This is a genomic window from Novosphingobium sp. FG90 (assembly GCF_057808725.1).
Genome location: NZ_JBMDIO010000026.1, coordinates 64,701 through 75,210 on the forward strand (window position 1 = coordinate 64,701; position 10,510 = coordinate 75,210).

General features: G+C 58.8%; 12 protein-coding genes and 2 pseudogenes. 8 read left to right on the forward strand and 6 right to left on the reverse strand.

The window, feature by feature from the left end:
- Positions 1-24: 24 nt before the first annotated feature.
- Positions 25-285 carry a hypothetical protein gene (locus ACODRZ_RS19425; protein ID WP_488972152.1) on the forward strand — a complete coding sequence of 87 codons (261 nt, stop codon included), beginning with the start codon at positions 25-27 and terminating at the stop codon, positions 283-285.
- A gap of 322 nt (positions 286-607) precedes the next feature.
- Here ACODRZ_RS19425 and galE read toward each other — a convergent pair whose 3' ends face one another.
- The 3 genes from galE to ACODRZ_RS19440 all read right to left on the reverse strand — a co-directional run bounded on the left by galE (position 608) and on the right by ACODRZ_RS19440 (position 3,506).
- Positions 608-1,624 (reverse strand): UDP-glucose 4-epimerase GalE, encoded by a 1,017-nt coding sequence (gene galE / locus ACODRZ_RS19430; RefSeq protein WP_488972153.1) that lies wholly within the window; start codon positions 1,622-1,624, stop codon positions 608-610.
- Between the two features lie 135 nt (positions 1,625-1,759).
- Positions 1,760-2,467 carry a polysaccharide biosynthesis/export family protein gene (locus ACODRZ_RS19435; protein WP_488972154.1) on the reverse strand — a complete coding sequence of 236 codons (708 nt, stop codon included), beginning with the start codon at positions 2,465-2,467 and terminating at the stop codon, positions 1,760-1,762.
- A gap of 94 nt (positions 2,468-2,561) precedes the next feature.
- The gene (locus ACODRZ_RS19440) at positions 2,562-3,506 is read right to left on the reverse strand and encodes a M48 family metallopeptidase (RefSeq protein ID WP_488972155.1); all 945 of its coding nucleotides are present in this window, start codon (positions 3,504-3,506) and stop codon (positions 2,562-2,564) included.
- Between the two features lie 74 nt (positions 3,507-3,580).
- On the opposite strand from ACODRZ_RS19440, the gene ACODRZ_RS19445 reads away from it, so the two are divergent.
- From ACODRZ_RS19445 to ACODRZ_RS19465, 5 genes are all read left to right on the forward strand, one after another.
- The gene (locus ACODRZ_RS19445; protein ID WP_488972156.1) at positions 3,581-3,841 is read left to right on the forward strand and encodes a hypothetical protein; all 261 of its coding nucleotides are present in this window, start codon (positions 3,581-3,583) and stop codon (positions 3,839-3,841) included.
- Positions 3,842-4,055: 214 nt separating this feature from the next.
- On the forward strand, positions 4,056-5,312 hold the full coding sequence (locus ACODRZ_RS19450; protein ID WP_488972157.1) for an O-antigen ligase family protein: 1,257 nt from the start codon (positions 4,056-4,058) through the stop codon (positions 5,310-5,312).
- Positions 5,313-5,454: 142 nt separating this feature from the next.
- Positions 5,455-7,638, forward strand: coding sequence for a GumC family protein (locus ACODRZ_RS19455; protein WP_488972158.1), 2,184 nt, complete (start codon positions 5,455-5,457; stop codon positions 7,636-7,638).
- Positions 7,639-7,717: 79 nt separating this feature from the next.
- The gene (locus tag ACODRZ_RS19460; RefSeq protein ID WP_488972159.1) at positions 7,718-8,155 is read left to right on the forward strand and encodes an IS5 family transposase; all 438 of its coding nucleotides are present in this window, start codon (positions 7,718-7,720) and stop codon (positions 8,153-8,155) included.
- A complete protein-coding gene (locus tag ACODRZ_RS19465) occupies positions 8,116-8,334 on the forward strand; it encodes a hypothetical protein (protein ID WP_488972163.1) in 219 nt (72 codons plus the stop codon). Before ACODRZ_RS19460 ends, ACODRZ_RS19465 begins: the two co-directional genes overlap by 40 nt.
- On the opposite strand, the gene ACODRZ_RS19470 is transcribed toward ACODRZ_RS19465, so the two are convergent.
- Positions 8,312-8,449 carry a hypothetical protein gene (locus ACODRZ_RS19470; RefSeq protein WP_488972160.1) on the reverse strand — a complete coding sequence of 46 codons (138 nt, stop codon included), beginning with the start codon at positions 8,447-8,449 and terminating at the stop codon, positions 8,312-8,314. The two genes, ACODRZ_RS19465 and ACODRZ_RS19470, sit on opposite strands and share 23 nt — an antisense overlap.
- Positions 8,416-8,571: pseudogene (locus tag ACODRZ_RS19475) on the reverse strand (transposase domain-containing protein); the annotation flags it as partial. The gene ACODRZ_RS19470 and the pseudogene ACODRZ_RS19475, both read right to left, overlap by 34 nt.
- 74 nt (positions 8,572-8,645) lie before the next feature.
- Between ACODRZ_RS19475 and ACODRZ_RS19480 the strand changes: the two are divergent.
- Positions 8,646-9,041: a hypothetical protein gene (locus ACODRZ_RS19480; RefSeq protein WP_488986229.1), complete on the forward strand. Its 396-nt coding sequence runs from the start codon at positions 8,646-8,648 to the stop codon at positions 9,039-9,041.
- Positions 9,042-9,048: 7 nt separating this feature from the next.
- A pseudogene (locus ACODRZ_RS19485) lies at positions 9,049-9,147 on the forward strand (IS630 family transposase); the annotation flags it as partial.
- A 143-nt stretch (positions 9,148-9,290) separates the two neighbouring features.
- Here the strand turns inward: ACODRZ_RS19485 and ACODRZ_RS19490 are convergent.
- On the reverse strand, positions 9,291-10,397 hold the full coding sequence (locus tag ACODRZ_RS19490; protein ID WP_488972162.1) for a DUF1972 domain-containing protein: 1,107 nt from the start codon (positions 10,395-10,397) through the stop codon (positions 9,291-9,293).
- Positions 10,398-10,510: the final 113 nt, after the last annotated feature.

The window sequence follows — 10,510 nt, forward strand, 5'->3', positions numbered from 1 at the left end:
CGGTGACATCAGGAAGAACGTCATATGAAGCTCAAGCATACGCTGCTCGCGCTCACCGGCGCTGCCGTGTTGGCAGCACCGGTTGCAGCTCAGGCCGGCACCACGGCTGCTGCATCGGTCGGCAAGATCACCAGCGTCTCGGGCGTTGGTGAGCGCCGTTCTGCTTCGGTCAAGGCCAAGCAGAAGGCTGATGGCACGGTGGTCGTCGTTGGTCTGCTCGCTGCTGCGGCTGCCGGTTACGGCACTTATGAAGCGGTGAAGGACGACAAGTCGGACGGCGCATAATCCGATTTTGTCAAATCGATGGCCGCGACAGGGTTCGCCCTGCTGCGGCCATTTCCTTTTGCGGTCAGCGAAAAGGCTCCGGCTTTCGCCATTATCTTGTCCGGGAATTGTTTCAGTCTTGTCGATGTTTCGTTTTTTGAAGTGCCTGCTCAATCGTCACACGCCGGTCCGAGGCAAGGACCATTGGAACGGCAACATGTATGTCCGATTGTGCGAGGGCTGTGGCCAGCCGATCGTCCGGAAATCTCACGGATCACGCTGGATCAGGAAAGTGTGACTGATATCGAGAGGTGTCCGGGCGAGAAAACGGGAGCGCGGCCTGTCAGTCGGCCTTGGTCGTTTCCCGAAGTTCACCCAGCTTGCGTTCCCATGCAAGTGCGTGCTCAACGATAGTCGGCAGGTCGTCGTAGCGCGGTGTCCATGGCAGAGTTGCCTTGATCCGACTGTTATCGGAGATGAGCGAGTCCGGGTCCCCGGCGCGACGGCCTTCCAGGCGACGATCGATGGTGCGATTGGTGACCCGATCAACCGCGTCCAGCACCTCAAGCACCGAGAAGCCGCGACCATAGCCGCAATTCATGGCCAGCGAGCGTGTTTCGTCTGCAATCAATGCCTCAAGCGCGAGCACATGCGCATCCGCCAGATCGGACACGTGGATGTAGTCGCGTACACCCGTACCGTCGGGAGTGTCGAAATCGGTGCCGAAGACACCGACGTGCGACCGCTTGCCCAAGGCAGCCTCGACCGCGACCTTGATGAGGTGCGTCGCCCCTGCCGTAGATTGCCCGGTCCGTCCCGCCGGGTCGGCTCCGGCGACGTTGAAATACCGCAAGGCGCAGAAATTGAACGCATGGGCATGCGAGACGTCAGCCAGCATCGCTTCCGTCATGAGCTTAGACATGCCGTATGGGTTGATGGGCACCTGGGGCGCCTGCTCATTGACGGGTGAGACCTTGGGTATGCCGTAGGTCGCTGCCGTCGAACTGAAGATGAAGTGACGAACCCCCGCCGCTACCGCGGCCTCAATCAGCGCGCGGCTCTTCGACGTATTGTTGTGGTAGTATTTCAGCGGGTTCTCGACGGACTCCGGCACCACGACCGATCCCGCGAAATGCATGATCGCGCCGATGCGCTGCTCGGCGAATATCCTGGCGAGCAGCTGTTGATCCTCGATGTCGCCCTCATAGAAGGCGACGCCTTCGGGCACCGCAAAGCGAAATCCTGTGACGAGGTTGTCGATCACCGTCACCGGCCACCCTGCATCGCGGAGCGCAAGGACCGCGTGGCTGCCGATGTATCCGGCGCCGCCGGTAACGAGAACAGGATGCTTAACGGTCATGACGTTCCTTGCAATGATCCTGAAGGCTGTCTTGCATGTGGAATGGATGTGTCGTGTAAATATAATGGCAAGCTTGTTTGCAAGTCGTCGTGCGAACAAGCTTGTCCATAAGTCACAACTTCTATGTCTATATCATCAGCGAGTGCTGAGAACCGCAAAAGCATTGAAGAATGGCGCGGTCTTGAGAATATCTTGCCAGAGGCCCTTCTTCGCGGAGAAGCCGACCATCACTACGTCACCGTCAAGAATCATCGGATCGGGATCGAGCCCGGTGCGAATTCTCTTCAGATCGAAGCGGGCCACCATCCGCTTGTCGTCTATGGTTCGGAAGACGACGACTTCATTGAGTTTGGCGGTAGGCGTCGGGCTTTCTGCGCGTGCGATCGATGCGAGCAACGTGGTGCGCCCATCGATCTCGTAAACGCCCGGCTTCTTGACCTCACCTTCTACCGACACATAGCTGAGCGCGACTTCCTTTACGGAAACCGCGACTTGCGGATCGCGAAGATAGTTCTGCGCCAGTCGTTGCGAGATTTCCTGCGATACGTCTTCCGCTGGGCGACCGGCCGCCTTTACCGTACCGATCAGTGGCACCTGGATCATCCCGCTTTCGTCTACCCGCAACTCGTCCTGCGAAATATCGGGCTCTCCGAAGACACGCAGCGTCAGAACGTCCTTCGGGCGGATCGGATAGGCGGTGGGGACAGGAACCGTGGCCGGGATTGTGTCGTATGCAGCAGCCCCATCAGGCAGATCGGGGTTGTTAGTCGTCGTACTGCACCCCGAAAGGATCGAACCTGCAAGCAACATGGCCAGCAGGATGGGCGATTTGGTTTCTTTCACTACCGGATGTCTCCATCGGGACGAGGATGGGTTGGTTGGTTCGGGCGTAATGCGCAGGCCGTGGTTGCGCAAGCACAACGCGCTTGCAGTACTGCTAATCACGTTCAGCCGCCGACGGTAAAGCTTCTGCGGGGCATTTGATTGACGGTATCTCTGCCCGTAGCAATTCCACGCGGCTCTTGCGCGATCGATGGGTGGGGTCACGGAACATCCGAAGCCAGTCCTTTCTATCGCGACGCAGCCAGAACTCTATGCCTGCAGAGGGGCTGTAGCCAGCGCATGTCGCAAGGCGGGCGCCCATCAGGTCCGCACGATCTTCCATCCTCCGCCGCTCGGAAAGGCTTCGTGCCTCACCGTCACGGTGCACGACGTGGCCGAGTTCATGTCCTGCTATCAGTGCCAGTTCGTCGTCGTTTTGTGCAAACGCTATCAGTTCGCTGGAAACGGCTACGTTGACGCTGTCGCTGAATGCCGTGATGCCCTTGCCGGTCTTTATGACGAACCTTGCGGAGCAGACTTGCCTGGGAATCACGCTCGTCTCGAACGAGCGGGAGTTTCGTCGCAGGCCAAGGCGAACCGGGGTCCCCACGGGGAGGGCTGCCAGATATTGCTCGATTCCGTCCGCTACGAGCCCGGTGCCGTCCGAAAGGGTGCTCGACGCGGGGGTGCCGTTGATCGAAAGCAGGTCATCGCCAACCGCGATGCCGGCAGCGTCAGCAGGGCTCCCGGCAACCACGGCAGCGATCTGGGGGGCATCGCCCATGTGCAGGATTTCGGCGACCAGATCCTTGTCCCCATCCGCGTAGGCCGAAATGGAATCGAGCCCGAGGCCGGTTCCAGCAGCCTTGTTCGCGCAAAGATCGGTAGCGGCAAGATCCAGTCTGAATCCAACTGTTGCCAATCGCTGCATCTGTGTTCGCAAGGTTATCGGCCAGGGTTCCGGCGTTGCTGCAAACGAGGCCGAAATCGCGCTGCCACTAATTGCGCACGCACAGATCATCGCACGTGCAGCACGCATCAGGCGAAATACGTAATTCATTTTGCGTTTCATTGTGCAGTGCGGTATACCTCGTCGAACGAGTGAGTCCAACTAAACAGGTTTAAGGAGGCCACATGAACCTTAAGAACATCATGCTTTCGGCTGCTGCCGCCGGCATGCTCGCCGCTCCGGTCGCAGCTCAGGCTGGTACGACCGCATCGGCATCGACCGGCAAGATCTCGAGCGTTTCGGGTCTTGGCTCGCGTCAGTCGATGGCCGTCAAGGGCAAGCAGAAGGCTGACTCGGCCATCGTCGTTCTGGCGGTTGTCGGTGCGGCGGCTGCTGGCTACGGCATCTACGAGGCGGTCAAGGACGACAAGTCCGACGGCGCCTGATTAATCTGAGTTTTGGGAACTCTGCCCTGTTGCGGCAGGGCAGAGTTTCTAGCAATACGATCTCATTTGGCTTGCCAGAGGTGGATTTCTGTCAGTTCGATCGGCAACAAACCGGAAGTCACCGGTTTTTTTTATGTCTGACGGTCGAGCGGTTCAGGCATCTGCGCTCCTCGTCGCGGCGCTTCTTTTCGGAGGGGGCGGGTCTGGAGCCGGTTTGGCCAATCTCGTGGTGCAGCTCGCCGCGATCGCCGTCATCGCCTGCAATCGCAAGGCATGTCTGGAATTTTTCGAGAATGCGCCGCGGCCTGCGGTTTTCCTCGTCGCGGCCTCTCTGCTGCTTCCCGTACTGCAGGTCATTCCTCTGCCTCCTTCGGTCTGGCAGAGTCTTCCCGGTCGAAATCTGGTCACGGAGGCTTTGGCTCTTGTCGACGCGCAGGATGACTGGCGTCCGTTTTCGCTGAACGTGCGAAGAACCGCTGTTGCGTGGTTTTCGCTGATGCCTCCGCTTGCCGTCCTGATCCTGACGTGGAACCTTTCGGACCAGGCCAAGCGGTTGCTACTGCTGGTCGTCGTAGCTGCAGGAACCTTTGTGGTGCTGCTAGGGGCGCAGCAATTGGCCCTCGGCAACCGTCTGCTGGTGCCTTATTCCGAAGTGGTCGGTTCGGGTGACCTGGTTGGAACTTTCGCCAACCACAACTCGGCAGGACTTTTCATAGATGTGGCTCTTTGCGCGCTGGTTGGCCTTTTGCCGGGACGCAGGCAGCGGCCGGTCTGGCATCTGGCGTCCGCGGCCGTCGCGGTGCTGCTGCTCATCGGCCTTTTCCTGACGCGGTCCCGTTCGGGAATGGCGCTGGTGGTAGTGCCTGCAGCACTCTTCATGATGAGCATGTGGCAGGCGCGCAAGGGGCGGAGCATTTCGTGGCGCAAGCTTTCCCTTGGTGCCGTCGTTGTCCTGGCCGTAATGGGGGCGATCGCGGGACTTGCGATGGAGAACCGCAGGATCCAGCTCAGCTTGTCCCGTTTCGATGACCTTCAGGATGCAAGGCCGCTGATCTGGCGGGACACGGTGGGTTCGATCAAGCATTTCTGGCCGGTGGGAAGTGGCATCGGCACCTTCGACGAAGTGTTCCAGTTGGACGAATCGCTGGAGTACATCGGCCCTGGTCGTGCCGCCCGGGCGCACAATGACTTCCTTGAGGTAACGCTCGAGTCCGGTGTCGTGGGACTCGCACTGATGGCGACCTGGCTGATCTTTCTGGGATGGGCGTGCATTCGCGCAGTCCGCAGAGGTGGAGTCCCTCTCGTGTCAGTCGGTCTGTGTGCGCTCTTCCTCCTGCAGTCGATTTTGGACTATCCCCTGCGGAACCAGACGCTACTATCCATCATCGGATTGATGCTGGCATTGCTGCTGGGTGCTTGGTCATCACAGTTTGAGGGAACGGAGGGCCGCGATGTCGCTGCACGGAGATGACGGACACAAGGTTCAACCATTCTGGCGGCGGTGTTTCTGTATCGGCTGATTGTGATCGACGCTGATTTGCAGACGCGGGCAAGTCCAGCGAAGCCGGACGAAATGATCCTGAGCGATCCAACTTAAATATGGCGGAAAAAACTTGAAAGACGCAATTCTCGACGGGGAAATTCTTGGAGAATATCCCGAAGGCGACGGCGCCGGGCTTGATCTTGCCCAGTTTTTTAAAAGCCTCATCCACATCGTTCGCCGCAATGTCCTGCTGATTTGCGGGATCGTTGCCGGTACGGTCATACTGGGGGCGGTTCTCACGTTGTTGATGACGCCGACTTACAAGTCGAGCGCCCGCGTGCTTATCGAAGATCAGGCAGACCAGATCATCGAGGGTGGCGACCTGCAGAAGGTTCCACCTGCTCAGGATACTGATCGCTTCCTGCAGACCCAGAAGGGTATTGTCGAAAGTCGCTCTCTCGCCCGTGCGGTGGTGAAGAGTGGCCGCTTCGCTAGAAATTCGGAATTCTTTGACGCGCTTGGCGGCCAGTTTCCGGATGAGGAGGACGCCAAGGGGCGCAAGCTCGACGATGTGCGGGAAGATGAAGCCGTAACCCTTCTTATGGACAATCTTCTCGTCGAATTGCCGTTGAACAGCCGCATTGCGACCATCACCATCAAGTCTCGGGACGCTGGTCTCGCCGCCAAGCTCGCAAACATCTACGCCGAACGATACATAGAATATAATCTCAATCAGAAGTACCAAAGCTCAGCTTATGCACGGCGCTTCCTGTCCGACCAGTTGGAGGAAGCCCGTTCGAAGCTTGCTCAGTCTGAGCGAGATCTCAATCAGTACGCCCGTGCAGCCGGTCTCATTCGTATAACGGGCGAAGGGCAGGGTGGGCGTCAAGAGTCGGCGCTGTCGGTGACTAACAATACGCTGCTGCAACTCGCCGATGCCGCCTCCAAGGCAACCGCTGACCGGATCGCTGCCGAAGAGCGTTGGTCGACAGTGTCCAACCAGCCTGTTCTAACCGTGCCTGAGGTCAATTCGAACCCTGCGATCATGCAGCTCCTTGGAGATAAGGCGAAGATCGAGGGTGACTTGGCGGACGAACAGTCGCGCCACCTTGATGGCTATTCCACCGTCAAGGCGAAACGCGCGCAGATTGCCGAGTTGGATCGTCGCATCAACGTTATCGCAACGGCCATTCGCAAGTCCGCGCAGCTTGATTTCGAGGCTGCGACCGAGCGTGAGAAATCCCTCATCAGCCGTGTGCAGGCTCTGCGCGGAGAGGCGCTTGATGAGCAGGATCGCGGTGTCCAGTATTCGGTGCTCAAGCGCGTTGCGGATACGAATCGTGGACTCTACGAGGGTTTGTTGTCACGTTTCAACCAACTCAATGCATCAGCAGGTTCGGCGTCCAACAACGTTACCCTCGTCGATCGGGCCGAGGTCCCCACGATCCCGTCGTCGCCGAAGTTTCTTCTCAATCTGATCCTCGCTTTCTTCTTCGGCCTGGTCCTGGCGGCAGTGACGGTGGGTCTGAAGGAAATCTTCGACGATGCAATTCGCACGCCGGACGATGTCGAACGCAAGCTCGGTATGCGGTTGCTTGGTCTCATACCGAACCAGAAGACCGAAAACGTACGCGAAGAGCTGCTGGATCGTCGCTCGAGCCTCAGTGAAGCGTATCGTTCGCTGGTCACAAACTTGCGCTATTCGACGACAAGCGGCTTGCCCAAGGTTCTGGCAGTGACCAGTTCGCGAGAGTCAGAGGGCAAGTCGACGACTTCCCGCTCGGTGGCCAGAGACGTCGCGCAACTCGGCAAGAGCGTGCTTCTGGTCGATGCCGATTTACGCAGGCCGACGCTGCATCATGTCATGGGTGGCACTGGCGGTTCCGGCCTGACCGACGTTCTGACTGGGCAGAAATCCTTCGATGAAGTGGTGCAATCGTCGGACATTCCAACGCTGAACTATATTTCGGGCTTGCCGATCCCGCCAGATCCGGCGCTGATCCTCGCCGGAGAGGGCCTGGCACATTTCCTTGCCGACATACGAAGCCGATACGACATGGTAGTCCTCGACTGTCCGCCATTATTGGGACTCTCGGACGCTGCGATCCTGGCAAACCATGCGGATGGCGTCCTTTTTGTCATCGATGCGTCGAGCTTCCACCGTGGTGCTGTCAAGTCGGCCATACGTCGTCTTTCCCTCATCAAGGCGTCCATTCTTGGTGTCGTTTTGAACCGGTTCAGCCCGCAAGTCGGCGGTGATGATTACAAGTATTATGCCTATAACTACTACAGCTATGGCTCGAAGGAGGACTAAGGCGGCGCCTAGGCGACGTGGACGAATTGGTTGACGCTGCCATTGAAGGTTGATTCAAGACTGCCTTTTGGAGGCAGGCTTGAGCCGGGGCGATCTCACCGAAGCAGAATGGCGTGTTTTGAGAGCGTTGCTGCCGATTGATGCCGCGAACCGAGGGCGAGGTCGGCGTCCCGAGCAGAACCGTTCTATCATCAACGGCATACTTTGGCGCGTTCGCTGTGGGACACCCTGGCGCGACGTGCCACCCAAATACGGGAATTGGAACACGATCTACCGCCGGTTTCGGCGCTGGACTGAGGCCGGGGTCTGGGAAGCCGTTTCGGTTACGCTGGCCGAGATCATGGCGGACAGTGGGCATTACAGCATCGATAGTACCACGGTTCGCGCCCATGTCTCGGCAGCGGGCGGAAAGGGGGGGGGGCTCATCGACGAGCTCTTGGCCGCTCGCGGGGCGGGTTCAGCAGTAAGCTTCACTGTCTGGCTGACGCCCGAGGACGACTACTCGCCTTCCACCTGACGGTTGGGGAAGCGGCGGATTGCAAGGCCTATGACACGCTGATCGTGTTGCCGGAACAGACGCCACAGGCGCTTCTCGCGGACAAGAGCTACGATGCCGACGCCATCCGCGCAGACCTTGCGAGCCGTGACCATACAGGCCGTCATTGCAGGCCGATCAAACCGTCGGGTGAAGATTGAACATGATCGAGCGCTCTACAAGCAACGCAACCGCATCGAGCGCATGGTAACCATCCGGTGAAAGCCGCGAGGTAGCTTTGATCAGGTGGCGATCGAGCGCCTTGCTGGCAGCCATTTCCAGGGCAGCAGCTCGTCTAGTTGGCGGGCCGGATGCTCGGCGATGCGGGCGAGCACATCCTCGAGCCAGGCCTGCGGATCGACGTCGTTGAGGCGAGCAGTCTGGATCAGGGTGTAGAGATCTCGCTGTTTCAGATGGGGCTGAAGCTTCGGCTGCGGTGTAGGATGCTGGATATAGCCGTAATCATGTTTCCATGGGCGGTGGATTGGCGTTCACGGATGTCCCGGAAGGAATGCAAGGTCTGCTTGACTGGCGTTACCCCGATAATCCGGATGTCACTATCGAACTGACCGGAGAAGCCGATGGCATATCGTTGAAATACATGAATGCTGCGTCTGTTCGTGTTGTAGTGGCCGAGCGCTTTGCACTTTTGCCGGCCAGCGCGTATCGGATCAGGCTGGAGGCGGCGGGCCAAATGGGTGACGCTAGAGTTCTTATTTTGCGGGTCTCATGCTTTTCAAAAGCTGATCGGCTGTTCAGGCTGGGCAATTATGAAGTGAATGGCGCAGTAGTGGAGGTAATGGTTCCTGCCAATTGTCCAAGCCAGCGCCTCGACATTGACGTAGCTCGTGGAAGTGGGGATATTTGAAACCTTCGGCAAGCGTACCGTCAGTGGCCTGTGGAGCTTAATCGGCAAACTCGTCGATATCTTCCAGCCCCAGGAATGCGCCAACTACTTCAGATCATGTGGCTAAGAACCAGAATGATCGAAAATCGGCCTAGGCACGCCTAACGCCGATGCCCTCGCTGAAAGCTTCGGCGGTAAGGCGTGCGACGAGTGTCTCGATATGCATCGGGTTTCTGCCATCGACAGGAAGCAGGCAGCGGCCCGCCAAGGCTACGGACATTTCAGTTCGATAGCTTCCCGGTAGGCGCCGAGAATCTTGGGCCAGGTGAACTCGTCGTTCCAGCGCTGCAAAGCTGCGGCGCGCAACCCGTCACGGCGATCGGGGGAATTGATGAGGGCGTCGAGATGCATGTCGCACTCGTCCTCATTGCCGAAGTAGAGGCCGGCGTCGCCCGCTACCCAGCGGTTGAAGGGGTTGTCATGGGCGATGACCGCATTTCCAGCGCCAAGGGCTTCCACGAGCGAAGGATTAGTGCCGCCAACCTGATGGCCGTGGACATACGCAATGCCGAAGAGCCTGAGCGCGTGAAGGGTGGGCTTGTCGTAGATCGCGCCCGGGAACAGCACTTCGTCGCTGGCCGCTTCCAGGACTGAGGCCTGATAGGCATGGTTCTTGGAATACTTGCCCAGAACCACCAGCTTGGCGCCGCGCGGCTTGCGAGAGAATGCCCTTACGATTTCAAGGAGCGAGTTCTCCGGTTCGGGGCGGGCGATGACCGTAAAGAACCTGTCGCGCTCGATGCCAAAGCGGCCTAGAAGCTTTTCGTCTGCACTGTCGATGCGTTCGCTGCCATAAGGAATCATGACCAGTTTGTCGGCTGGAGCATGTGTCGCGTGATGGCGCGCGATCTCCGGGTGGTCGGCGATCAGAACGTTGCCCGAAGCGGCAGCCAGTCTTTCATTGATCCAGAGATAGATTTGCTGGAGTTTGGAATATTTTGCCCGCTTCCACTCGATACCGTCCATGTTGATGAAATTGTAGCGGCCGCGTAGCCTGGCATAGACTGACAGGAACCCGGTATTGTAGCCAAGCGTCAGCAGTACGGCGTCCTTTTCGCGCACGGCATCGATCGTCGACTTTACGTCGAAATCGATGGTGGCGGCCGGCCCGGAGCCCTTCTCGGGGATATGGACGCGGCGGCAGCCCTCCCAGGTGTCCTCATAGCGTTTGCCGGTCTCGCTGCCTTGGCAGTAGACCGTGACGCGCCAACCTGCCTGCACCATGTACGGGGCAAATCGCTCGGCAAAACTCTCGAAGCCGCCATGAGCAGCCGGTACGCCGCGGATGCCCAGAATGATCAGGTGTTTTTCGCGCACGTTTGCACCGCTTTCAGATACTTGATGAGGTCAGGTCGTCCTGCTTTCGCAGGGGAGGTCAGCGGGTGATGGCTGCTCTTTCGAGCAGCGGTTGCCACCAGTCCTCGCGGGCA

Coding starts and splice junctions, on each gene's coding strand:
- ACODRZ_RS19470 (WP_488972160.1), bottom strand. CDS start 8,449: ATGGCTGCCAGCAAGGCGCTCGATCGCCACCTGATCAAAGCTACCTCG.
- ACODRZ_RS19425 (WP_488972152.1), top strand. CDS start 25: ATGAAGCTCAAGCATACGCTGCTCGCGCTCACCGGCGCTGCCGTGTTG.
- ACODRZ_RS19445 (WP_488972156.1), top strand. CDS start 3,581: ATGAACCTTAAGAACATCATGCTTTCGGCTGCTGCCGCCGGCATGCTC.
- ACODRZ_RS19480 (WP_488986229.1), top strand. CDS start 8,646: ATGGGCGGTGGATTGGCGTTCACGGATGTCCCGGAAGGAATGCAAGGT.
- galE (WP_488972153.1), bottom strand. CDS start 1,624: ATGACCGTTAAGCATCCTGTTCTCGTTACCGGCGGCGCCGGATACATC.
- ACODRZ_RS19440 (WP_488972155.1), bottom strand. CDS start 3,506: ATGAATTACGTATTTCGCCTGATGCGTGCTGCACGTGCGATGATCTGT.